This window comes from Aeromicrobium sp. 10G20-16 (genome assembly GCF_055809665.1).
On sequence record NZ_CM147919.1, the window covers coordinates 1359652 to 1382501 of the forward strand.

Annotated in this window: 21 protein-coding genes; 8 read left to right on the top strand and 13 right to left on the bottom strand. The window is 70.4% G+C overall.

The window, feature by feature from the left end:
• Nucleotides 1-7 precede the first annotated feature (7 nt).
• Complete coding sequence (locus AC0L5F_RS06810) at nt 8-1495, bottom strand: gamma-glutamyltransferase (protein WP_473315867.1); 1488 nt, start codon at nt 1493-1495, stop codon at nt 8-10.
• A 97-nt stretch (nt 1496-1592) separates the two neighbouring features.
• On the opposite strand from AC0L5F_RS06810, the gene nhaA reads away from it, so the two are divergent.
• From nhaA to AC0L5F_RS06825, 3 genes are all read left to right on the top strand, one after another.
• Nucleotides 1593-2900 carry a Na+/H+ antiporter NhaA gene (gene nhaA / locus AC0L5F_RS06815; RefSeq protein ID WP_473315868.1) on the top strand — a complete coding sequence of 436 codons (1308 nt, stop codon included), beginning with the start codon at nt 1593-1595 and terminating at the stop codon, nt 2898-2900.
• Nucleotides 2901-2909: 9 nt separating this feature from the next.
• Complete coding sequence (locus tag AC0L5F_RS06820) at nt 2910-3470, top strand: arsenate-mycothiol transferase ArsC (protein ID WP_473315869.1); 561 nt, start codon at nt 2910-2912, stop codon at nt 3468-3470.
• 107 nt (nt 3471-3577) lie between these two features.
• Nucleotides 3578-4615: an LCP family protein gene (locus tag AC0L5F_RS06825; RefSeq protein ID WP_473315870.1), complete on the top strand. Its 1038-nt coding sequence runs from the start codon at nt 3578-3580 to the stop codon at nt 4613-4615.
• Between the two features lie 5 nt (nt 4616-4620).
• Here the strand turns inward: AC0L5F_RS06825 and AC0L5F_RS06830 are convergent, their stop codons facing one another.
• The 8 genes from AC0L5F_RS06830 to guaB all read right to left on the bottom strand — a co-directional run bounded on the left by AC0L5F_RS06830 (nt 4621) and on the right by guaB (nt 14453).
• Nucleotides 4621-5271 (bottom strand): hypothetical protein, encoded by a 651-nt coding sequence (locus AC0L5F_RS06830; protein ID WP_473315871.1) that lies wholly within the window; start codon nt 5269-5271, stop codon nt 4621-4623.
• Nucleotides 5272-5328: 57 nt separating this feature from the next.
• Nucleotides 5329-6888 carry a glutamine-hydrolyzing GMP synthase gene (gene guaA, locus AC0L5F_RS06835; protein WP_473315872.1) on the bottom strand — a complete coding sequence of 520 codons (1560 nt, stop codon included), beginning with the start codon at nt 6886-6888 and terminating at the stop codon, nt 5329-5331.
• 624 nt (nt 6889-7512) lie between these two features.
• Complete coding sequence (locus AC0L5F_RS06840; RefSeq protein WP_473315873.1) at nt 7513-9219, bottom strand: GMC oxidoreductase; 1707 nt, start codon at nt 9217-9219, stop codon at nt 7513-7515.
• Between the two features lie 78 nt (nt 9220-9297).
• Nucleotides 9298-10014 (bottom strand): hypothetical protein, encoded by a 717-nt coding sequence (locus AC0L5F_RS06845; RefSeq protein WP_473315874.1) that lies wholly within the window; start codon nt 10012-10014, stop codon nt 9298-9300.
• A 72-nt stretch (nt 10015-10086) separates the two neighbouring features.
• Nucleotides 10087-10566, bottom strand: a complete 480-nt coding sequence (locus AC0L5F_RS06850; protein WP_473315875.1) for a GNAT family N-acetyltransferase — start codon at nt 10564-10566, stop codon at nt 10087-10089.
• Nucleotides 10563-11669: a GuaB3 family IMP dehydrogenase-related protein gene (locus tag AC0L5F_RS06855; protein WP_473315876.1), complete on the bottom strand. Its 1107-nt coding sequence runs from the start codon at nt 11667-11669 to the stop codon at nt 10563-10565. Before AC0L5F_RS06855 ends, AC0L5F_RS06850 begins: the two co-directional genes overlap by 4 nt.
• A gap of 17 nt (nt 11670-11686) precedes the next feature.
• A complete protein-coding gene (locus tag AC0L5F_RS06860) occupies nt 11687-12841 on the bottom strand; it encodes an NYN domain-containing protein (protein WP_473315877.1) in 1155 nt (384 codons plus the stop codon).
• A gap of 100 nt (nt 12842-12941) precedes the next feature.
• Nucleotides 12942-14453 (bottom strand): IMP dehydrogenase, encoded by a 1512-nt coding sequence (guaB, locus tag AC0L5F_RS06865; RefSeq protein WP_473315878.1) that lies wholly within the window; start codon nt 14451-14453, stop codon nt 12942-12944.
• 85 nt (nt 14454-14538) lie between these two features.
• Between guaB and AC0L5F_RS06870 the strand changes: the two genes are divergently transcribed.
• Entirely contained in the window at nt 14539-15141 is a 603-nt protein-coding gene (locus AC0L5F_RS06870; protein ID WP_473315879.1) for a TetR/AcrR family transcriptional regulator, read from the top strand.
• A 6-nt stretch (nt 15142-15147) separates the two neighbouring features.
• Here the strand turns inward: AC0L5F_RS06870 and AC0L5F_RS06875 are convergent, their stop codons facing one another.
• From AC0L5F_RS06875 to groES, 4 genes are all read right to left on the bottom strand, one after another.
• Entirely contained in the window at nt 15148-16572 is a 1425-nt protein-coding gene (locus tag AC0L5F_RS06875; RefSeq protein WP_473315880.1) for an RNB domain-containing ribonuclease, read from the bottom strand.
• Between the two features lie 9 nt (nt 16573-16581).
• Complete coding sequence (locus AC0L5F_RS06880) at nt 16582-17148, bottom strand: dihydrofolate reductase family protein (RefSeq protein ID WP_473315881.1); 567 nt, start codon at nt 17146-17148, stop codon at nt 16582-16584.
• 75 nt (nt 17149-17223) lie between these two features.
• Nucleotides 17224-18828: a chaperonin GroEL gene (groL, locus tag AC0L5F_RS06885; protein ID WP_473315882.1), complete on the bottom strand. Its 1605-nt coding sequence runs from the start codon at nt 18826-18828 to the stop codon at nt 17224-17226.
• A gap of 105 nt (nt 18829-18933) precedes the next feature.
• Entirely contained in the window at nt 18934-19227 is a 294-nt protein-coding gene (groES, locus tag AC0L5F_RS06890; RefSeq protein WP_473315883.1) for a co-chaperone GroES, read from the bottom strand.
• Nucleotides 19228-19414: 187 nt separating this feature from the next.
• Between groES and AC0L5F_RS06895 the strand changes: the two genes are divergently transcribed.
• Genes AC0L5F_RS06895 through AC0L5F_RS06910 form a run of 4 tightly spaced genes read left to right on the top strand, consistent with a single transcriptional unit; the run spans nt 19415 to nt 22788 of the window.
• Nucleotides 19415-20662, top strand: a complete 1248-nt coding sequence (locus tag AC0L5F_RS06895) for a methyltransferase domain-containing protein (protein WP_473315884.1) — start codon at nt 19415-19417, stop codon at nt 20660-20662.
• On the top strand, nt 20637-21350 hold the full coding sequence (locus tag AC0L5F_RS06900) for a 5-oxoprolinase subunit PxpA (protein ID WP_473316161.1): 714 nt from the start codon (nt 20637-20639) through the stop codon (nt 21348-21350). The genes AC0L5F_RS06895 and AC0L5F_RS06900 overlap by 26 nt, the downstream gene beginning before the upstream one ends.
• On the top strand, nt 21347-21934 hold the full coding sequence (locus tag AC0L5F_RS06905) for a 5-oxoprolinase subunit B family protein (protein WP_473315885.1): 588 nt from the start codon (nt 21347-21349) through the stop codon (nt 21932-21934). The genes AC0L5F_RS06900 and AC0L5F_RS06905 overlap by 4 nt, the downstream gene beginning before the upstream one ends.
• Nucleotides 21931-22788: a 5-oxoprolinase subunit C family protein gene (locus AC0L5F_RS06910; RefSeq protein ID WP_473315886.1), complete on the top strand. Its 858-nt coding sequence runs from the start codon at nt 21931-21933 to the stop codon at nt 22786-22788. The genes AC0L5F_RS06905 and AC0L5F_RS06910 overlap by 4 nt, the downstream gene beginning before the upstream one ends.
• The last annotated feature ends 62 nt before the right edge of the window (nt 22789-22850 follow it).

Genomic DNA, 22850 nt, shown 5'->3' on the forward strand with positions numbered 1-22850 from the left:
GGCTCCATCAAAGCAAATCGGTGGTGCGCAACAGGCGCACAGCGCCGTCGCGTCGCGGGTCGGCAGCGGCCACGAGCCGGCCGTCCGCGGCACGCACGGTGGCGGCCACCCCGCCGTAGTACATCGTCAGCTCGGACTCGGTCTGCACGACCTCGTCCGGCCGGCCCGCCCGGTGCACGTGGACGCGCGGATGGTTGACCGCGTCCTGCAGGGCCATGCCACCGTTGGCGAAACCTGCCAGGGCCTGCGTGATCGCCGTGGTGATGCGGTCGGCACCCGGCGATCCGATCGCGATGACCGACCCGTCGTCGTGGTGACCGACGGTGGGCGCCATGTTCGACAGCAGCCGGGTGCCCGGTTCGAGACCGTGCAGACCGCGCGGATTGAGCTCCTGCTCGCCGAGGCAGTTGTTCAGCCAGATGCCGGTGCCCCGGGCAACCATCCCGGAGCTGTAGCCGGACGAGACCGTGACCGAGCACGCGGCACCGTCCGCGTCGGTGGCCGAGACCTGCGCGGTGGATCCCGACTCGAGCGCACCCAGCTGGTGACGGTCGACATCGGCCAGCAACGCCGCGGCGTCGCGGTCGAGGTCGTCGGTGTGGTCGAGCACGTCGAGGCGGCGCGACAGGACGGCCCGCTGCACGCGCACCAGATGCGCGACGTCCTCCGGCGTCCACGGACCGGTGGGACGCCCGTCGAGCAGTCGTAGCATCGCGGTGAGGCAGGCCCCACCGACCGACGGCGGTGGATTGGTGCCGAACGTCCAGGGACCGACACGGCTCTCCAGCGACGGACGAGTCACCGGGCGATACGCGGAGAGGTCGTCGATCCCCAGGATGCCGCCACGGTCCTGCACGTCCGCCGCGATCGCGCGGGCCAGATCACCCGTGTGCAGCGCCGCGGCCCCCTGCTCGGCGATCTGCTCGAGCGACGCAGCCAGGTCCGGCAGCCGCACGTCGCCGGTCCGTACGGTGCCGTCCGGGTCGTGCACCGCCGCTCGGCTGACGTCGTCCCAGCCGAAGATGTCGTCGTGCACGTAGTCCAGGTAGAAGCGCGAGGCCGAGCTGAGTCGGAAGCCGTCTCGTGCCACGGCGACGGCCGGACCGAACAGCTCACGCCACGGCACACGTCCCCACCGACGGTGCGTCTCCTCGAACGCCGCGATTGACCCGTGGGCGGCGACCGACCCGGCGCCGATCGTCACCGTCACCCCGCCGCCGTACTCGGTGCGCACGTCCCAGGTGCCCGTCCCCCGAGCGGCCGCCGCCCGACCGGGCATGTCCATCCAGCCGTCCACGGTCTGCGGCGGCCCACCGCCGGGCGGTTGCACCGTGACGAAGCCGCCCGAGCTCGGCGAGACGATGCCGACCTCGTTGACCATCGTGACCAGACTCGCCGCGAGAGCGGCGTCGATGGCGTTGCCACCCGCGCGCACCACCTGCTCGCCGGCGTCGGCAGCCGCCTCGTTCGGGGCGGCGAGCGCGACGTCCAGCATGACCAGAGGCTATCGGCCCGGCACCGGCCCGATACACTGCCCGCAGGTGAGCCGGGAAGTCTGGTCGGCGCCATGTCATCGATCCCGGAAGTTTCCCGTGACTGATCAACGTACCCGCATCTTCACCCGTGGCACCTGGCCCGAGGCCTCGCGCATCGCGGACATCCTGCGCCAGGAGACCATCGGCGGCGTCCTGCTGTTGATCGCCACCGTGGCCGCGCTCATCGCCGCCAACGTCGGCGACGCCTACTCCGAGCTGCGCGACGCCTCGTTCGGGTTCGAGTCCCTGCACCTGAACCTGACCACCGGCGAGTGGGCTGCCGACGGCCTGCTGGCGATCTTCTTCTTCGTGGCCGGTCTCGAGCTCAAGCGCGAGTTCGTCGCCGGCGACCTGCGCGACCCCCGCCGCGCCGCCCTGCCGGTCGTCGCGGCCGTCGGTGGCATGGCCGTGCCCGCACTCTTCTACGTCCTGATCAACCTGGGCACCGACAATCTCGCCGGGTGGGCCATTCCGACCGCCACCGACATCGCGTTCGCCCTGGCCGTCCTCGCGGTCATCAGCAACCACCTGCCCACGGCGCTGCGCACGTTCCTGCTCACCCTCGCGGTGGTCGACGACCTGCTGGCCATCACGATCATCGCGTTGTTCTACACCTCCGACCTCGAGATCGTGTACCTGATGGCGGCGATCGTGCCGCTCGCCGCCTTCGGCGCGCTGGTGCAGGCGCGCCGCCGCACCTGGTGGCTGCTGGTGCCCCTGGCCCTGCTCACCTGGGGCCTGGTGCACGCCTCCGGCGTCCACGCGACGGTGGCCGGCGTGCTGCTGGCCTTCACCGTGCCGGTCATCCGGCGCGCCGACGGCCCCGGGCCCGGGTACGCGGAGTACCTCGAGCACCGGCTGCGCCCGTTGTCGTCGGCCGTCGCCGTGCCGATCTTCGCGTTCTTCTCGGCGGGCGTCGCGATCGGTGGCTGGTCCGGCTTCACCAGCGCCATGTCCGACAAGGTGACGATCGGCATCATCGCCGGCCTCTTCCTGGGCAAGACCATCGGCATCACGGCCGCCACGTGGTTGATGGCCACGTTCACCAAGGCAGATCTGGACGACGACCTCGGCTGGCCCGACGTCGTCGGCCTGTCCATGCTGGCCGGCGTCGGGTTCACCGTCTCGCTGCTGATCGGCGAGCTCGCCTTCGGCCCCGGATCCACGACCGACGAGCACGTCAAGGTCGGCGTGCTGGTCGGGTCGCTCATCTCGGCCGCAGCCGCTGCGGTCGTGCTCGGGCTGCGCGAGCGCCGGTACCGCCTGATCGACCTGCGTGAACAGATGGACTCCGATGCCGACGGCGTGCCGGACGTCTACCAGGAGTCGCAGGACGCTCCGCCCACTCCGCCCACCCAGGAGTAGGGCGATTCCGTGACGACACGACCGGTCTCGATCCTCGCCATCTGCACCGCCAACATCTGCCGGTCGCCGTTGATGGAGCTGTCGTTGCGCAGCCAGCTCGACGCCGACCGGTTCACCGTCGGCAGCGCCGGGGTCCGGGGGCGCCGCGCCGAGCCCATGGACGCCATGTCGGCCGCCGAGGCCGAGCGTCTCGGCCTGCACGCCGGTGACTTCCGCTCCAGCCCCGTGACACCGGCGGCACTCGACGGGGCCGACCTCGTCGTCACGGCCACGCGCGAGCACCGCAGCGACGTGCTCGCGCTGCATCCGCGGGCGCTGCACCGCAGCTTCACCCTGCTCGAGTTCGCCGCCCTCGTCGAGGCGATCGACGCCGACGACCTGGCCAGCCCGTTGGAGCTGATCGCCGAGGCGTCACGGCAGCGAGCACTCGCGCCGGTCGACGCCGACATTGCCGACCCGTACCGCCGCGGCGCGGCCGCTCATCGTCGCGCCGCGGATCAGATCGTGGCCGCCGTGACCACGATCAGCGGGCGTCTCAACGCCCTGCCGCCCGTCACCGTCGAGCAGTAGACCGACCACGCATCCTCGTCGCCGCGTCAGACGAGGACGTCTCGGCACTCTCACACACAGGGCGCCGTCCGCGGTGCCGTCATGAACTCCACCTCGAGGAACGTGTCATGGTTCGATTCGCGGCGAGCGCGCAGCGTCGTCGTCGCGTCCGGGGGCTGCTGCTGTCGCTGCTGGCGCTGACGCTGGTGCTGGGCCTCGCCGCCGGCGGGTTCGCACTGCTGCTCAACCGGTCGCTGGGCGACATCGAGCGTGTTCCGCTGACGGTTCCCGAGGCGAGCCGACCGGTGCCGACGCAGGCGGAGTCGCTCAACATCTTGCTCCTCGGAGCCGACTCGGGGTCGGCTCGCGACCCGGGCGGCAACTCGATCCTGCAGGACGCGGCGTCCGGCACGTGGCCCGTCGGCAGGTATCGCAGCGATGCCACGATGCTGGTGCACGTCGACGCGAACCGACGGTCGGTCTACGCGGTCTCGATCCCCCGCGACAGCTACGTCCCCATCTACGACGGCACCGGCACCCGTCGGGAGACCAGCAAGATCAACGCCGCGCTCTCGCTCTACGGCCCGTCCGGCGCCATCTCGACGGTCGAGAACCTCACCGGCCTGCGCATCGACCACCTCGCGATGGTCGACTGGGACGGGTTCGAGGACATCACCAATGCCCTCGGCGGGGTGAAGATCACCACCCAGGGCGCCGGCACCCGCACCCTCGACGGCAAGCAGGCACTCGCCTACGTCGGCGAGCGCTACGGACTCTCCAGCGGTGACTTCGGCCGCGTCCGGCGCCAGCAGAACTTCTTGCGATCGATCGTGCTGAAGCTGTTCGACCGCGGCACCCTGAGCAACCCGGTGACCCTGCAGAGGACGGTGTCCTCGATTGCGAAGAACCTCGCCGTCGACGAGGACTGGTCCAACTCCGACATCCGGTCGTTGGCGTTCTCCCTGCGGACTCTCGCTCCGACGGACGTGACCTTCATGACCGCACCCACCACCGGCACCAGCACCGATCCGGTCGCCGGCAGCATCGTCGACTACGACCAGGAGCTCGGCGACCAGTTGTTCGCGACGATGCGCGACGGCACGGTCGAGGCCTTCGTGAGCGCTCACCGAGGCCTGGTGCTGGGCGAGCCGTCCCAGGTCGAGTAGGAGTCCTACTTCTCGGGCTCGCCGTCGGACTCGTTGTCCAGCGAGCTCCACTCGGTGGACTTCTCGGTGGAGGTCCGACCATCCCGCTTGGCCACGATGGTGCCGTCGTAGGCCTGCACCACGTAGGTGGTGTCGCCGTCCTTCGCCACGAACGCGTCGAGGGTGTACTCGTAGCGGCCCTTCAGGTCGCGTGGAGCGCCGCCGTCGGGTGCGATGACGACACGCAGCTTCTCCCCCGAGCTGGTCTCACCGCAGATGGAGGACTTGGAGTCGGCGGTGCGGGTCTTGTACAGGATGATCGGGTAGGAACCGCCGCACCCGAGGCCGAGCCCCGACTTCTGCTGCTCGGGCACCGACACCGGCGCCGAACCACAGTCGGGGAGCAGGGACTCCTGCTCGACACCCTCGAGGTTGACCTGGGTGGTGGGCCCCTCGCAGGTGGGGCTGTCGGTCGGCTCGGGCTCGGCGGACGGCTCGTCGCTCGGTTCGTCCGTGGGGTCGGCCGACGGTGACGAGGAGGACTGTGACGCCTGGGGGGCCGAGTCGTCGCCGGTCAGCGCCCACACACCGGCGCCGATGACGATCACCGCCGCGAGCACGGTCGCCACCGCCGCGACGACACCGCGACGGGTCTGCAGGAGGGCAAGTCGGCTCACCCGGACGATCCTAACAAGCCGCGCCCCGACGCCGCCGAGCCCGGCGCGAGCGGATCGTCACTCCCACTCGATGGTGCCGGGCGGCTTGCTCGTGACGTCGAGGACCACCCGGTTGACCTCGGGCACCTCGTTGGTGATGCGCGTGGAGATGCGTTCGAGCACCTCGTAGGGCAACCGGCTCCAGTCCGCGGTCATGGCGTCCTCGCTGGACACGGGGCGCAGCACGATGGGATGGCCGTAGGTGCGGCCGTCGCCCTGGACGCCCACGGACCGCACGTCGGCCAGCAGCACCACCGGGAACTGCCAGATCTCGCCGTCGAGGCCCGCGGCCGTGGTCTCCTCGCGGACGATGGCGTCGGCTGCGCGCAGGATCTCGAGGCGCGACTCGTCGACGGCACCGACGATGCGGATGGCCAGCCCCGGTCCCGGGAACGGGTGACGACCGACGATGGCCTCGGGGATGCCGAGCTGGCGACCGACGTCGCGCACTTCGTCCTTGAACAGCGTGCGCAGCGGCTCGATCAGGCTGAACTCGAGGTCCTCGGGCAGCCCGCCCACGTTGTGGTGGCTCTTGATGTTCGACGCCCCCGTGCCCCCGCCGGACTCCACGACGTCGGGGTACAAGGTGCCCTGCACCAGGAACTTCACCGGGGGGCCGGGTGTCGCCAGCACCTCGCGCTCGGCCGCCTCGAAGACCCGGATGAACTCGCGTCCGATGATCTTGCGCTTCTCCTCGGGGTCGGTGACACCCGCGAGAAAACCGAGGAACTGGTCCTTCGCGTCGACGACCTTCAGGTCGACGCCCGTGGCCGCGACGTAGTCGGTCTCGACCTGCTCGGCCTCGCCCTGGCGCAGCAGACCGTGGTCGACGAACACCGCAGTGAGCTGGTCGCCGACGGCAGCCTGCACCAGCGCCGTGGACACCGCCGAGTTGACCCCGCCGGAGAGCGCCGAGATGACGCGGGAGTCGCCGACCTGCTCGCGGATCAGATCGACCTGCTCCTGGACGATGTTGCTGCTCGTCCACGTCTGGCGGCAGCCGGCGATCTCGACCAGGAAGCGCTCCAGGATCCGCTGGCCGTGCTCGCTGTGCATGACCTCGGGATGCCACTGCACCCCGGCGAGACGCTGGTCGAGGTGCTCGAAGGCGGCCACCGTGGCGCGCGGCGAGGTGGCGTTGACGGTGAAGCCCTCCGGCGCCCCGACGACCTCGTCACCGTGCGACATCCACGACGTGAGCGTGGTGGGCAGGCCCGCCAGGAGGGTGCCGGGCTCGGAGACGCTGACGGCCGTGCGGCCGTACTCTCGCTGACCGGTGTGTGCCACCGATCCGCCCAGCGCCTGCGCCATCGCCATGAACCCGTAGCAGATGCCGAACACCGGCACCCGGGCGTCGAACAGGTCGGCGTCCAGCTGCGGCGCACCCGGCTCGTAGACCGAGGACGGGCCTCCGGACAGGATGATCGCGGCCGGCTGCTTGGCCACCATCTCCGCGACCGGCATCGTGTGCGGCACGATCTCGGAGTACACCTGCGCCTCACGGACCCGGCGTGCGATGAGCTGGGCGTACTGTGCCCCGAAGTCGACGACGAGCACGAGATCATGGTCTGCGGTCACGTGACCATCGTAGGACCCGTCCACCGGGGCGAATCAGCGGTCGGAACAAGCCCGAAGAAAAATCTTCGTGACGCCGTAACCCCCTGTGACGACGGTCGTTGAGTGGTGTGAATCTAACAAACTCCCTCCCGTTAGATCGCCGTGCTGCTCCTCGTGGCACTACAGAACCCGGCCCGTGATCTCCCTCCCGGCCGGGTTCTGTGCGTGGTGCGCGGCTTCGCCGCGCGAGCGACTGCGTCGCTCCCGGGCGAACAGACCCTGCTCGCCAGTGACGAGCCCCGCGAGGAACGTGAGGGAGCGCCAGCGACCGAGGCGAACGCAAGCCTCCTGGCTGTCGTTCGCCTCGCTTCGCTCACAGTCGGCCGCAAGCGGCCTCCTTGGCGAACAACCTGCTCGCCAGTGACGAGCCCCGCGAGGAACGTGCCCTTCGGCGCTGGCGCGCCTCACGCTCGCAAGCTCGCTAGGACCCGGGAGCGCCAGCGACCGAGGCGAAGGCGAGCCGGTCAGCGGTCGTTCGCCTCGGCCTCCGGCCTCACGGTCGCTACGCTCCCTGGCGAACAGACCCCGCTCGCCAGTGACGAGCCCCGCGAGGAACGTGCCCTTCGGCGCTGCCCCCGAGGCTCGTCAACTGACGCCGATGATGGGGAGGCGGAGGGCGGCGGGGGCCTCGTCGGGGACCAACGGCGAGACGGGAGCGACCGGCTGCACCACCCGGTACTGCTCGTCGAGGGCCGGGCGCGGGTCGGCTTCTCCCTTGTTGGGCCACATCGACATCGCCCGCTCGGCCTGGGCCGTGATGGTCAACGACGGGTTCACGCCCAGGTTGGCGCTGATCGCCGACCCGTCGATGACGTGCAGCCCCTCGTGGCCGAACAGACGCTGGTACGGGTCGATCACGCCGGTCTCGGCCGAGTCGCCGATCGTGCAGCCCCCCATGAAGTGCGCCGTGAGCGGCACGTTGAACGGTTCGCCGATGGTGCCGCCGGGCGTGCCGTCCATGACGTCGGCCATCCGCTGGACCGCCTCGTGCCCCTCGGGGATGAACGCCGGGTTCGGCGCACCGTGGCCCTGCTTGGACGTCAGGCGACGACGCCCCGTGAGGCCCCTCTTCGTGTAGGTGGTGATCGAGTTGTCGTGGGTCTGCATGACCAGCGCGATGACGGTGCGCTCCGACCAGTGCAGCAGGTCGTACAGCTTGAAGATCTTGAACTTCTGGCGCCACATCTCGCGCAGCCACACCTTCCAGCGCGCGCGCTCGCCACTGCCGTCGGTCAGCACCGTCTGCATCAGCGCCATGGCGTTGGAGCCCTTGCCGTAGCGGCACGGCTCCACGTGCGTGTGGTCGTTGGGATGGAACGACGACGTGATGGCCACGCCCTCGCTGTAGTCGACGTCGCGGTCGTCGGCCAGGGCGCCCAGCAGCGCCTCGGAGTTGGTGCGCGTCAGCAGGCCCAGGCGTGGTGAGACGTGCGGCAGCTGGCCGGTGTCGCGCATGCGGTGCAACAGCTTCTGGGTGCCCATGGTGCTGGCCGCGAAGATCACCTGCTGCGCTCGCAGCTTGGCGTGCGGGCGGAATCGCCGGTTGGTGCGGCGGGTCTCGACCTCGTACCCCTGACCTCCCCCACCGTCGGCCGCGATCGGCCGGACGTCGGTGACCGTGGTCATCGGACGGATCTCGGCGCCCCCGACCTCGGCGAGGTGCAGGTAGTTCTTGACGAGGGTGTTCTTGGCGTTGTGCCGGCACCCCGTCATGCACTCGCCGCAGTTGGTGCAGGCGTTGCGCTCGGGCCCGACGCCGCCGAAGTACGGATCGGCGACCTTCTCACCCGGCTCACCGAACAGGACGCCGACCGGCGTGTGGTGGAAGGTGCCACCGACGCCCATCTGGTCCGCGACCTCCTTGAGGACGCGGTCGGCCGGTGTCTCGTGCGGGTAGACCGTCACACCGAGCATCCGCTTGGCCTGGTCGTAGTAGGGCGCCAGCTCGGTGCGCCAGTCGGTGATGTGCCCCCACGCGGGGTCGCGGTAGAACGGCTCGAGCGGTTCGTAGAGCGTGTTGGCGTACACCAGCGAGCCGCCGCCGACACCCGCGCCGGACAGGATGAGCACATCCTTGAGCTTGTCGATGCGCTGGATGCCGTAGCACCCGATCTGCGGCATCCAGAGGAACTTGCGCAGACGCCACGAGGTCTTGGCAAAGTCCTTGTCCTCGAAGCGCTTTCCGGCCTCGAGCACGAGCACCTTGTAGCCCTTCTCGACCAGACGCAGCGCCGAGACGCTGCCGCCGAATCCCGACCCGATGATGATGACGTCGTAGTCGAACTCACTCATCCGTCGAGTATGACACCGCCGATGGCACATCGCTACTGGCAAGTAACCGAGATCACCCGCCCGTGGAATCGGTGATCGTCAGCGCTCGCCGAACCTCCGGCGGATCGACACGTCGTCGACGGCGGCCGTGATCGCCTCGGCGATCCGCAGGTGGTCGCGGCCCGCCTCCTCGAGCGCGATCACGAGCGCCCCCGGCGGGGCCACTCGACGGAACCGGATGATCCAGTAGCGACGTCGGGGGAACTTCTCGACGTGCCCCGCAGCCTTCAGCAGCAGCACGAGCTCCGGGCCCAAGGGGCTCGCGGCCACACTGTCCACGTCGTCCCAGTCCAGTCGGCCCGCGTGCGTCCACGACTCGATCTCGATCTGCTCGTCGGACAGCCAGAAGCCCAGACGGGCGCGAGACAGCCGCACCAGGTCGGGCAGCATCACCAGCAGCGGGCTGAACAGCACCAGGAAGCCGACCATCGCGTCGGGGCGGGGTGCCACCAGGACCTGCGGAGTCAGGACGAGCGCCACGACCACGGTCAGCAGGAACCACCGCGCCCAGGGCCGCAGGGGAACGTACGTGGCGGGGCGACCACCCAGAGTGGCGGCCAGTTCGACGACCGGTCGATCGCGGTCGCGCAGGGCCTGTCCGGCGGCGAACACCGCGCCGGCGTACAGCACCAGCAGGATGCCCGCCTTGACGCGTGGCTCGGCGGAGTCGGCCAGCAGCACGGTCACGGCCGGGACGCCCAGGAGCACGACGGCGACCGTCGTGCGGACGAGCCGCGGGGTCCGTGGGCTCGTCACGTCAGATGATCCCGACGTGGTGCGGCGGCATGCGCAGCCATGGAGTCCCCCGTTCCTGGTCCGGGTGTCACCTTAGCGATCCGGGCCGCCCTCACCACGAGAAGGGTCGTCGACGCGGCGCTCGAAGCAGATCGACTCCGGCACCTGCAGGTACGGCTCGAACACCGGCACCTCGACGTACCCGCGGCGGCGGTACAACGCGATCGCCGACGTCTGTCGCAGGCCGGTGTGGAGCAGCACCCGTGCTGCGCCGGACTCCTGCGCTCGCCGTTCCATCTCGGTCAGCAGCCGTCCCGCCAGCCCCCGGCCCCGGGCACCCGGCACGACGTACATGCGCTTGACCTCCACGGCATCGCCCAGCCGGCGCAGGGCGGCTGTGGCGATCGGCTCGTCGTCCTCGACCACCAGCACGGTGGCCAGGATCGACGACGCGTCGATCGCCTCGCCCGGAACGCTGTGGCGAGGGCGCCCGTACAGCGCGTCCATCTCGTCGGACATCGTGGCCCGCAGCGCGAGCACCCGGGGATCGTCGAGGGCGACGTCCTGGATCAACCGACGACGACCTCGACGCGCTGGAACTCCTTGAGGTCGGAGTAGCCCGTGGTGGCCATGGCGCGTCGCAGGGCGCCGATCAGGTTCATCGTGCCGTCGGGGACCGAGGATGGCCCGAACAGCACCGACTCCAGGTCGCCCACGGTGCCGATGTCGACCCGCTCACCGCGCGGCAGGTCGGGATGCCAGGCCTCGGCGCCCCAGTGGAAGCCGCGGCCCGGAGCCTCCTCGGCGCGAGCGAACGCCGAACCGATCATGACCGCGTCGGCGCCGCAGGCGATGGCCTTGGCGATGTCGCCGCTGCGACCGATCGAGCCGTCGGCGATGACGTGCACGTACCGGCCACCGGACTCGTCGAGGTAGTCGCGTCGGGCTGCCGCGACGTCTGCGACGGCAGACGCCATCGGGACCGCGACACCGAGCACCGAGCGGGTGGTGTGCGCTGCTCCCCCGCCGAAGCCGACGAGCACGCCGGCGGCACCGGTGCGCATGAGGTGCAGGGCCGCCTGGTGGGTGGCGCACCCGCCGACGATGACCGGCACGTCGAGCTCGTAGATGAACTGCTTGAGGTTCAGCGGCTCGGCGCGGCCGGACACGTGCTCGGCCGACACCGTGGTGCCGCGGATGACGAACAGGTCGACGCCGGCGCCGACCACGACGTCGGCGAACTCCTTGGTGCGCTGCGGCGACAGGGCACCGGCGACCGTGACGCCCGCCTCGCGCATCTGCTGCAGCCGGGCGGTGATCAGCTCGGCCTTGATCGGCTCCGCGTAGATCTCCTGCAGACGCTGGGTCGCGCTGGGGCCGTCGATCGAGGCGACCTCGTCGAGCAGCTTCTCCGGGTTCTCGTAGCGGGTCCACAGGCCCTCGAGGTCGAGGACGCCGAGTCCACCGTGTCGTCCCAGGGCGATCGCGGTGTCCGGGCTCATGACCGAGTCCATCGGCGCTGCGATGACCGGCAGCTCGAACCGGTACGCGTCGATCTGCCAGGCGGTGGAGACCTCTTCGGGGTCGCGGGTGCGGCGGCTGGGCACGATCGCGATGTCGTCGAAGGAGTAGGCCCGTCGGCCGCGCTTGGCCGTGCCGATCTCGATGTCTGCCATGGGCGTCAGCCTAGTGCTTACTGCACGCCACGTTCGATGTCGTCCAGCGACAGATCCGGCAACATGCCGGCCGGGTCGTCGTTGCGGCGCACCAGCACGGGCTGCACGTCGTCGCTCTCGCGAGCCAGGGCGTACTGGGTTCCCGCGAGCGCGAACCGCAGCGCCCGCGACAACGAGCTGACCCGCGCGTCCGACGGGCTGACCTGCGGCGCCGCGGCCTTGATGGCCATGGCCAGGATCGGCAGGGTGCCGCCGGCGTTGGCCAGCTTGTCGCAGAAGCTGCGCACCTTGGGGTCCGACAGCACCTGCTTGATGATCGCCTTGTACTCGTCCGGCGAGGCGGCCGGGCCCTCGTGCACCACCGAGATCTCCTGCGCCATCTCGTGCCACGAGACCTTGCCACCGGACTTCCTGGAACCATCCTTCTTCGGCTCGGTCTTCTTCGGCTCGGCCTTCTTCGGCTCGGCCTTCTTCGGCTCGGCCTTCTTCGGCTCGGCCTTCTTCCGATCGGACTGCTTGGGCTCATCCTTATTGGGATCAGCCTTCTTCGGCTCCGACGACTTCGGCTCCGAGCGCTTCGGCTCTGAGTGTTTCGGCTCTGAGCTTTTGGGGGGCGGCGGAGGCGGCACGGTCTGACCGTCACCGGAGAAGATCGGCTGGAGGGCCGCTGCCGGCGGGGGCGGTGGCGCGGTCTTGAGGGCGACGTACTGGTCGACCTCGCGCTCCAGCAGGGAGTTGACCGGGTGCGAGGCGAGGGTGGCGCCGACGACGTACTTGTCCAGCTCGTGCAGGCGGCGCACCAGGGGAACGAAGTCGCCGTCGGCCGAGACTATGACGAACACCTCGAGCTGCTCCAGGTCCGCGGCCGAGCGCAGGCAGTCCACGACGAGCTCGATGTCGGCGGCGTTCTTGGAGGCCTTGCCCGCCGAGAACACCTGCACCGTCTTGACCCCGGCGCGTTCGACGTCGCGCCGGTAGTCCTCGATGCCGAGCGCGTTCCAGTCCGCATAGGCGCGCGACACCGCGATGGTGCCGGCTCCCGCCTCGCGCGACGCAGCGGCCTCCAGCTGCTCGAGGATCTCCTCCATCGTCAGGTCGGGGATGTCGAGCTTGCCGTAGCCCTTGAACAGGTTCTCGGCATCGATGAAGACACCGACGTTGCGACTGGTCACCTGGTCACGGTAGTCGCGGCCACCACTCGAGCGCACCCCGCCACGCGTCCCGGGCCCGGCCGGTGCGCCGGCGTCCGACCCGGCGGGCTCGCAGCGTGGGTCAGCGGCTCGAGTAGTTCGGCGCCTCGGCGGTCATCTGGATGTCGTGCGGGTGGCTCTCCTTGAGCGACGCCGAGGTGATGCGCACGAACCGGCCCTTGTCCTGCAGCTCGTCGATGGTGCGCGCGCCCACGTAGAACATCGACTGGTTCAGGCCACCGATCAGCTGGTGCGCGACCGCCGACAGCGGGCCGCGGTAGGCGACCTGCCCCTCGACGCCTTCGGGGACGATCTTGTCGTCGCTGGTGACCTCGGCCTGGAAGTAGCGGTCCTTGGAGTACGACTTCTTGCCCCGGCTGCTCATGGCGCCGAGCGACCCCATGCCCCGGTAGGCCTTGAACTGCTTGCCGTTGACGAACACGACCTCGCCCGGCGACTCCTCGACGCCGGCGAGCATCGATCCGATCATGACGGTGTCGGCACCGGCGACGATGGCCTTCGCGATGTCGCCGCTCTGCTGCAGTCCGCCGTCGGCGATGACCGGCACGCCCGCCGGGCGGCACGCGAGCGACGCCTCATAGACGGCGGTGATCTGGGGGACGCCGCAGCCGGTGACCACACGAGTGGTGCAGATGGAACCGGGCCCGAAGCCGACCTTGACGGCGTCGGCCCCGGCGTCGACGAACGCCTGGGCGCCCTCGCGGGTGGCGACGTTGCCGCCGATGACCTGCACGTGGCGCGTGGCGGGGTCGGTCTTGAGGCGCTGCACGATGTCCAGGAGCAGGCGGACGTGGCCGTGGGCGGTGTCCGCCACGAGCACGTCGACACCGGCCTCGATCAAGGTCGTGGCGCGCTCCCACGCATCGCCGAAGTAGCCGATCGCGGCACCGACCATGAGGCGACCGTCGGCGTCGTACGAGGCATGGGGGAACTGCTCGCCCTTGACGAAGTCCTTGACGGTGATGAGGCCCCCGAGCCGGCCGTCCTCGTCGATCAGCGGGAGTCGCTCGCGCTTGTGCTTGCGCAGCAGCAGCGTGGCGTCCTCGCGCGAGATGCCGACGTGGCCGGTGATCAGCGGCATCCGGGTCATCATCTCGTCGACCTTGGTGGTCGCCCACTCCGCCACCGGGGTGAAGCGCAGGTCGCGGTTGGTGATGATGCCCAGCAGCGTGTTGCCCTCGTCGACCACCGGCAGGCCCGAGACCCGGTACTCGCCACAGATGCGGTCGAGCTCCTCAAGGGTCGCGTCGGGTCCGATCGTGACGGGATTGGAGATGATGCCGGTCTGGGTGCGCTTCACCAGATCGACCTGGTAGGCCTGGTCCTCCAGCGACAGATTGCGGTGCAGGACACCGATTCCGCCCTGGCGGGCCATCGCGATCGCCATGCGCGACTCGGTGACGGTGTCCATGGCCGCGCTGATCAACGGCACGTTCAGACTGATCTCGCGCGTGAGCCGCGACGTGGTGTCGATGTCGGCCGGGTTCAGGTCCGACATGCCCGGCAGCAGCAGCACGTCGTCGTAGGTGAGACCGAGTGCGGCGAACTTGTCAGGGATGCCCGTCTGCTCCATGCGTTCATCGTAGCCGGGACAAATTCACAGCCTGTCCTCATGTGGAAGCCCGCGCATGATCGGATACCGGGAGTATCCTCAGGACATGCAACGAAAGCCAGGGCGCCCCCGAGCCCTCACCGTGGAGCAGATCGCGCAGGCTGCGCTCGACGACGGAGTCGACACCTTCAGCATGCCGTCAGTGGCCCGCCGGCTCGGCGTCGCCCACTCCGGCCTGTACCGCTACGTGGCCGATCGCGAGGCGCTGCTGACCACCGCCATCGACCGCGCGGTCAACACGATCGAGTGGCCGGACGCCGATCAGCCCTGGGAACAGCTGCTGCGCGCCATCGGCGAGAGCCTGTGGGAGCTGTGCGACAAGTTCCCCGGTCTCGACCGCGCCTCGCTGACGGCCTCGCAAGCCGCACCCACGTCGATCAAGCTGATCGAGACCTACGTGGCCCAGCTGACGCGCGACGGCTTCACCCCCGAGGACGCCGCCGTCGCGGTGAGCTTCGTCATCAGTGTCACCTTCAACGCCTCGGCCGACCAGGCGCGTCTGCGCCGCGCGGGTCGGTCCGCCGTCGGCGACGCCGGCAGCGACACGCTGAAGGCCTACGACTCCGACGAGTTCATGGCCGGACGTGGCTGGTACGGCCGCAAGCTCGACATCGTGCTGGGTGGGCTCGCCCCCCTGCGCATGGTCTGACCCACCTCAGGCAGGTGGGTCGAGGGCGACCTCGTAGGTGACGGCGCGCTTCTCGTCGTCGATGTCTCGCACGCGCACCGACACGGTGCTGCCGTCGGTGAGCCCTGAGCCCACACATGTGCCCTCCACCGGCGGGTCGGCGATGATGATCTCGGCATCGTCCTGTGACGACTCCACCACCACCGCCTCGAACGTCGCCCCCCGCCGAGCGCGCATGATCCAGGTCTCGACGAGATCGATCGACTCGCGGTCCGCCGCCGACGCGCGGTGACCGCTGCTGCCCATCGCGTCGGCGATCTCCGGCAGGGCTGACCGGACGTCAGCGGGGATCTCCTCCCCAGCGCTGAGCGCGAGGCACACCTCGGTGGTGAACCGGTCGACCAGCCGGCGCAACGGCGCCGTCACATGGGTGTACGCGCCGCCGACCCCGGCGTGGGTCGACACCTCAGGCTTGGTGCCGTCGAAGGCGACGTAACCGGCGCCGCGCAGCATGCGGGTGGCATGGGTCATCAGTGCCATCGCCGCCGGTTGCGTCGGGTCGACGGCCGCCAGCACCTCGCCGGGCGTGGCGCCCTCGTCGCCCGCGAACCCGAGCGAGGCCGCGACGCGGTGGAACGTCGCGATGTCAGCCGCCTGCGGCTTCGGGAGGGTGCGCAGCAGCCCGACACCCGCCCGGAGCATCATGTCGGCAGCCGCCATGCCCGTGAGCAACGAGATCTCGGCGTTCCAGCTGTCAGCCTCCGTGCGCGGCTCGATCCGCAGCGCCCAGTCGTCGCCATCGGCCACGACGGACTGCTCGGGCAGCGCGAGGTCGATGGCGCCAGCAGCCAGGCGCAGGGCCCGACGCACGCGTCCGAGGTCGCCGAGCGGCTCGATCGACGGGTGCAGCGCCTCGGCGTCGGCACCGGTCTGCACGGTGGCGTAGTCGAGGCGCGCGACCGACGTCACCAGAGCCCGACGCACCGACGCCGCGCCGAGGGTGCCGTCCCCGCCCACCTCGATGGTCCACACCGCCGCACCACGCACCTGGTCCGGCAGCAGGCTGAGCGAGCCCTCGGACAGCACCGGCGGGTGCAGCGGCACGCGACCATCGGGCAGGTAGATCGTCTCGCCGCGGCGACGGGCCTCCAGATCGACCGGACCTCCGAGCGGGAGGGCCGATCCGAGATCGGCGATGGCGTACCGCACGATGAAGCCGTCACCGGAGCGTTCGAGAAGCATCGCCTGGTCGAGATCGAGCGAACCGGGCGGGTCGATCGTCACGAACGGCAGGTCCGTCAGGTCCTCGGTCGCCACCGGGGGCGCCTTCGCGATCTGCTCGGCCTCGGCGAGCACGTCGGCCGGGAACTCGTCGGTGCGCTCCAACGGCGGGAGCCCCAGCTCCTCACGCAGGCCGGAGAAGTCGTGTGCGGAGTAGTCAGGAGTGCTCACGTGGCGAGGTTAGCCAGCGGGCACGTAGACCTGCGCCGTCACCCCGCGGGCCACCTCGGTCTGCTCCACCAGCTCCAGCCGGAGGGGCGTCGACAGGCCGTCGAAGAGCCGCGGTCCGTGACCGGCCACCGCCGAGTGCACGACCAGCTGGTACTCGTCGATCAGCCCGAGGTCGGCCAGGGCCAGCGCGAGCGTGACGCCACCCAGAGCGATGCCGTCTCCGGGCTGTGCCTTGAGCGCCTGCACCATCGGCTCGAGGTCGGTGCCGTCCACCACCTCGGCGCTCCAGCCGGCGTCGGCCGGCAGCGTGCTCGACACGACGATCTTGGGCATCGCGCCGATGGTGCGGGCGAACGGCTCCATCCACGGCTCGACCCACGCCGCGAGGTCACCCTGCTCGTCCGGTCGCCACGCCTCCATCAGCTCGTACGTGACCCGGCCGAACAGTGCCACGTCGGAGCGCGCCATCCACTCAGCCGCGTGCTGGTGCACCTCGGGCCCGGGCTGGAACGCCGGGGAGGCGTGGTCGACACAGCCGTCGAGGCTGACGTTGATCGAGTACCGCAGGGGCCGCATGCGCCCATCATGGCCGACGACGCACGAACGCCGCCCGCCCCGAGGGGCGAGCGGCGCTCGTGAGAGGTCAACCGATCAGTGGTTGTGGCCCGCGTGGGAGTCCTCGTCCTCGTCGGCCGGCTTGTCGACCACGAGGGTCTCGGTGGTGAGCAGCATGGCGGCGATCGACGCGGCGTTGGCCAGCGCGGAGCGCGTGACCTTGACCGGGTCGAGCACGCCCTGCGACACCAGGTCGCCGTACTCCTCGGTGGCCGCGTTGTAGCCCTGGCCGCTCTCGCGGACCTTGTTGACCACGACCTCGCCGGAGACGCCGCCGTTGCGGGCGATCCACTCCAGCGGGGCGTCGGCGCCGATGCGGACGATGCGCACACCGACCGCCTCGTCGTCGACGAGGCCGAGGCTGTCGTCGAGCACGGAGACCGCGTGGACGAGGGCCGAGCCGCCGCCGGCGACGATGCCCTCCTCGATGGCCGCGCGGGTCGCCGAGACGGCGTCCTCGATGCGGTGCTTCTTCTCCTTGAGCTCGACCTCGGTGGCCGCGCCGACCTTGATGACGCAGACGCCGCCAGCCAGCTTGGCCAGGCGCTCCTGCAGCTTCTCGCGGTCCCAGTCCGAGTCGGTGTTGTCGATCTCGGCCTTGATCTGCGCCACCCGGCCGTCGACCTCGGCAGCGTCGCCGCCGCCGTCGATGATCGTGGTGTTGTCCTTGGTGATGACCACACGGCGCGCGGTGCCCAGCTCGTCGAGCGTGACGGTGTCGAGCTTGAGACCGACGTCGGGCGTGATGACCTCGGCACCCGTGAGGGTGGCGATGTCCTGCAGCATGGCCTTGCGACGGTCGCCGAAGGCCGGGGCCTTGACGGCGGCCGAGGTGAAGGTGCCCTTCATCTTGTTGACCACCAGGGTCGAGAGCGCCTCGCCCTCGATGTCCTCGGCGATGATGAACAGCGCCTTGCCGGCCTGCACGACCTTCTCGAGCACGGGCAGCAGGTCGGCGATCGCCGAGATTTTGCCCTGGTGCACGAGGATGTACGGATCGTCGAGGACGGTCTCCATGCGCTCCGTGTCGGTGACCATGTACGGCGACAGGTAGCCCTTGTCGAACTGCATGCCCTCGGTGAACTCCAGCTCGGTGCCCATGGTGTTGGACTCCTCGACGGTGATCACGCCGTCCTTGCCGACCTTGTCGAACGCCTCGGCGATGAGGGCGCCGATGACCGCGTCACGCGACGACACGGTGGCGACGTCGGTCATGTCCTTGATGTCGTCGACGTCGCGCGCCATCTCGTGCAGCTTCTCGGTGACCGCGGCGACGGCCGCCTCGATGCCCTTCTTGAGGCCGACCGGGTTGGCGCCGGCGGCGACGGCACGCAGGCCCTCGTGGACCATGGCCTGCGCCAGCACGGTGGCGGTGGTGGTGCCGTCACCCGCGACGTCGTTGGTCTTGGTGGCGACCTCCTTGGCGAGCTGGGCGCCGAGGTTCTCGAACGGGTCGTCGAGCTCGATGTCACGCGCGACGGTGACGCCGTCGTTGGTGATCGTGGGGGCGCCCCACTTCTTGTCGAGCACGACGTAGCGGCCCTTGGGGCCGAGGGTGACCTTGACGGTGTCGGCGAGCTTGTCGACGCCGCGCTCGAGGGCGCGGCGGGCGTTCTCGTCGAATTCCAGGATCTTGGGCATGCGATTCCTTACAGAAATGACGTGGGCAGAAGAGACGTGGGGTGGATCGGTGCAGGGCGGACCTGCAGCGCCCCGACCTCTCCGGGGAGAGATCGGGGCGTCACGTCAGGAGACGATGGCGAGGACGTCGCGCGACGAGAGGATCAGGTACTCCTCGCCGCCGTGCTTGACCTCGGTGCCGCCGTACTTGCTGAACAGCACCTTGTCGCCGACAGCGATGTCGAGCGGGACGCGGTTGCCGTTGTCGTCGATGCGGCCGGGGCCGATCGCGACGACGGTGCCCTCCTGGGGCTTCTCCTTGGCGGTGTCAGGAATGACCAGACCGGATGCGGTGGTCTGCTCTGCCTCGGCGGCCTGGACGACCAGGCGATCCTCGAGCGGCTTGATGGTGACCGACACGATGTCGACCTCCCCTTTCAGCGTGGAACACGGACAGTTGGGCGACGACTGTCGCCGTCTTGAAATCTAGCACGCCGCTGGCACTCGCCCCAAGAGAGTGCTAATTCCGGCGGCGTCGCCCGGCCGTCTCGACTCGCTGCGCTCGGCCCGCTGATGACGTGGGCGGTCGCGCTGGGAAGATTGCTCGATGGACGTGGAGACCTTCGAGCAGCTGGTGACGCCGGCGGGTCAGATGCTGCTCGAGGAGATCGCCCGCTGCGCCGGGGTCGAGAGCGATCTGGGCCTCGGGACACGGTTGCGCAAGACCTGGGCGCCCGACCTGGTCGCGGCCGCCGTCACCCAGAACCACCTGCGCGGCAAGGCCGCGGCCAAGTTCGGATTTGCCGCTGCCGACCTGTACTTCACCCACGACGCGCTGGAGCAGTCCACGCGCGCGTCCGTGGCCGATCACCGCGCGACCCGCCTGGCCGCCACCGGCGCGACGTCGGTGGTCGATCTCGGCTGCGGCATCGGGGGCGACCTGCTCGCGTTCGGACGGGCGGGGCTGCGGGTGCGGGGCATCGAGAGGGATCCGGTCCGCGCGGCGATCGCGGCGGCGAACCTGGCCGCGGCCGGCATCGACGGCAGGGTCGAGGTCGGTGACGCCGAGGAGGCCGTGATCGCCGGCGGCGAGGTCGCGTTCGTCGACCCGGCCCGGCGCGACGGCCGCGGACGGACCTTCTCGACCGCGGACCTGCAGCCGTCGTGGTCGTGGGTGCGCCGCCAGCTGGCCGGTCGTGCCGTGGCCAAGGTGATGCCGGGCCTGGCGCACGCCGACGTGCCCGAGGGTGTCGAGGCGGAGTGGGTCAGCGACGGCGGAGACCTGGTCGAGGCGTGCCTGTGGGGCGCGCCGTTCGCGAGTGCCACCCGGCGGGCGACCGTCCTCTCCCGCGGATCCAGTGCGACGCTCATCGCCTCGGCCGAGCCGGCGGCGGTCGCCGACATCGGTGCCCACCTGTACGAGCCGGACGACGCCGTGATCCGCGCGGGCCTGGTCAGCGAGTTCTCGGCGACCATCGGCGGCTGGCTCCCCGACTCGCACATCGCCTACGTCAGCGCCGACGCCCAGGTCCAGACCCCCTTCGCGCGCGGATTCCGGATCATCGAGGAGCTTCCCGTTCCGCGAGAAGCCCCTCAGGGCGGCTCTGCAGGTGCGTCGGATCGGCACCCTGACCATCAAGAAGCGCGGCGTGGAGATCGTCCCGGAGCAGGTGGTCAAGCGGCTCAAGCTGAAGGGCCCCAACAGCGCTCTCGTGATCATGACCCGCGTGCAGGGCTCCGGTCGCGCCTTCCTCGTCGAGCGCCACTGACCGAATTTTGCGGGCCCAAGCACCGTTTCACGGTGTCCAATCGGTGCTTGATCCCGCAAAATTCGGGGCATGGACCTCAACGCTGACCTAGGTGAGTCGACCGAGCAGTGGGAGTCCGGGGCCGATCGGGCGCTGCTGGAGATCGTCACGAGCGCCAACGTGTGCTGCGGCGCCTACGCGGGCGACGCGGGGCTGTCGCTGGCGACGGTCGAGGCGTGCCTCGAGGCCGGAGTCGTCGTGGGAGCCCAGGTCGGCTACCCCGATCGCGAGGGATTCGGTAGGCGGCCGATGGACCCCAGCGACGGTGAGCTGATCGACACCCTGCGCGCCCAGCTCGACGACCTGATGACCTGGGCCGACGACGTGGGGGGCCACGTGTCGTACGTGAAGCCGCACGGTGCGCTCTACAACACGATCGTCCACGACGAACGACAGGCGACGGCCGTGGTCGAGGCTGTCGTGCCGTACGGACTGCCCATCCTCGGCCTGCCGGACAGCGCGGTGCTGCGGATCGCCGCCGCCGAGGGGCTGCAGGTGGTGCCCGAGGGATTCGCCGACCGCGGATACACCGGTGACGGAGCGCTCGTGCCGCGCAGCGAGCCGGGAGCACTTCTGGAGGATCCCGGAGCCGCGGCCGCGCAGGCGGTTCGTCTCACCGATCGGGTCGAGTCGATCTGCGTGCACGGCGACACCCCGGGCGCCCTGGAGATGGCGCGGGCCGTCCGCGCTGCACTGGAGGCCGCCGGGCACCGGCTGACCGGGTTCGCCCCGTGAACCTGCTGCCCTGCGGCGACCATGCCCTGCTGCTGGACTGCGAGAGCCTGGACGAGGCACGCCGCTGGCACGCCGCACTCCGTCGCGAGGTCGATGACCTGGTCATGGGTGCGCGCACGGTGCTCCTGCGCGGAGACCCGGGGCGTCTGCGCGACCTGGTCCGCAGCACCTCGCCGGTCGACGACCTCGAGGCGCTCGGCGGCTCCGAGATCGAGGTTCCCGTGGTCTACGACGGGGAGGATCTCGACGAGGTCGCCCGGCTGACCGACCTGAGCACGGACGAGGTGATCGCGGCCCACACCGACACCCCCTGGACCGCCGCCTTCGGTGGCTTCGCGCCCGGCTTCTCCTATCTCGTCGACGGCGACGCCCGCCTGCAGGTGCCCCGTCGATCGACGCCACGCACCTCGGTGCCGGCCGGGGCCGTCGGTCTGGCCGGCGAGTTCAGCGGCGTCTACCCCCGCTCCTCCCCCGGCGGCTGGCAGCTCGTCGGCCGCACCGACCTCGCCATGTGGGACTCGACCCGCGAGCCGGCCGCCCTGCTGCAACCCGGCACCGTCGTGCGATTCGTGGCGGTCCGATGAGCCTGACGGTGGAGCAGCCCGGCGCCCGCTCGCTGCTGCAGGACGCGGGACGGCCCGGACTCGGCTCGATGGGGGTCAGCCCGTCCGGCGCCTTCGACCGCGGAGCGTTGCGTCAGGTCAACCGGCTGCTCGGCAACGGCACCGGGTCCCCCGTCGTGGAGGTCCTGCTCGGCGGACTGGTGGTCACCGCGACCGAGGACCACACGATCGCCGTGACCGGAGCGGTCGGACCCCTGACGATCGACGGACGTCCGGCCGCGCACGGGCGCGCGGTCCCGCTCCGCGCCGGGCAGCAGCTGCGGATCGGTCCGGTCGTGTCCGGACTACGTGCCTATCTCGGCGTCAGCGGCGGATTCGACTCGCCCGACGAGCTGGGATCACGGTCCACCGACACGCTCTCGGGCCTCGGACCCGCCCCGATCGCGGCCGGCGACGAGCTGGGCGTCGGACCTGCCCGGCCCGTGCCGGACCTTCCCGACGTCCCCGCCCTGACGCGCACCGGTGACCTGACGGTCGGCGTGGTGCTCGGACCGCGCGACGACTGGTTCACGCCCGCGGCGACCACCGTCCTGCTCACCACCGGCTGGACCGTCTCGGCGTCGTCGGACCGTGTCGGCGTGCGCCTCGACGGACCACGGTTGGAGCGGTCCCGCGACGACGAGCTGCCCAGCGAGCCCTGCGTGCGCGGGAGCATCCAGGTGTCCTCCGACGGGCAGCCCATCGTCTTCGGGCCGGACCATCCGGTGACCGGCGGCTATCCCGTCATCGGCGTCGTCGTCGATCGAGACCTCGACCGGCTCGCACAGGCGCGGCCCGGTGACGTGGTGCGGTTCAGTCGACGTCAGGCGCGATGAGGCGATGGGCGAGGACCGGGGCGCCACGCCACCCGGGGCCGTGAGGCCGGCAGCGCAGCCGG

What these genes read in the sequence shown, in the direction of transcription:
- groL (WP_473315882.1), bottom strand. Translation starts at nt 18,828, where the DNA reads ATGCCCAAGATCCTGGAATTCGACGAGAACGCCCGCCGCGCCCTCGAG.
- AC0L5F_RS06895 (WP_473315884.1), top strand. Translation starts at nt 19,415, where the DNA reads ATGGACGTGGAGACCTTCGAGCAGCTGGTGACGCCGGCGGGTCAGATG.
- AC0L5F_RS06910 (WP_473315886.1), top strand. Translation starts at nt 21,931, where the DNA reads ATGAGCCTGACGGTGGAGCAGCCCGGCGCCCGCTCGCTGCTGCAGGAC.
- AC0L5F_RS06855 (WP_473315876.1), bottom strand. Translation starts at nt 11,669, where the DNA reads ATGGCAGACATCGAGATCGGCACGGCCAAGCGCGGCCGACGGGCCTAC.
- guaB (WP_473315878.1), bottom strand. Translation starts at nt 14,453, where the DNA reads ATGGAGCAGACGGGCATCCCTGACAAGTTCGCCGCACTCGGTCTCACC.
- AC0L5F_RS06870 (WP_473315879.1), top strand. Translation starts at nt 14,539, where the DNA reads ATGCAACGAAAGCCAGGGCGCCCCCGAGCCCTCACCGTGGAGCAGATC.
- AC0L5F_RS06880 (WP_473315881.1), bottom strand. Translation starts at nt 17,148, where the DNA reads ATGCGGCCCCTGCGGTACTCGATCAACGTCAGCCTCGACGGCTGTGTC.
- AC0L5F_RS06810 (WP_473315867.1), bottom strand. Translation starts at nt 1,495, where the DNA reads ATGCTGGACGTCGCGCTCGCCGCCCCGAACGAGGCGGCTGCCGACGCC.
- AC0L5F_RS06825 (WP_473315870.1), top strand. Translation starts at nt 3,578, where the DNA reads ATGGTTCGATTCGCGGCGAGCGCGCAGCGTCGTCGTCGCGTCCGGGGG.
- AC0L5F_RS06840 (WP_473315873.1), bottom strand. Translation starts at nt 9,219, where the DNA reads ATGAGTGAGTTCGACTACGACGTCATCATCATCGGGTCGGGATTCGGC.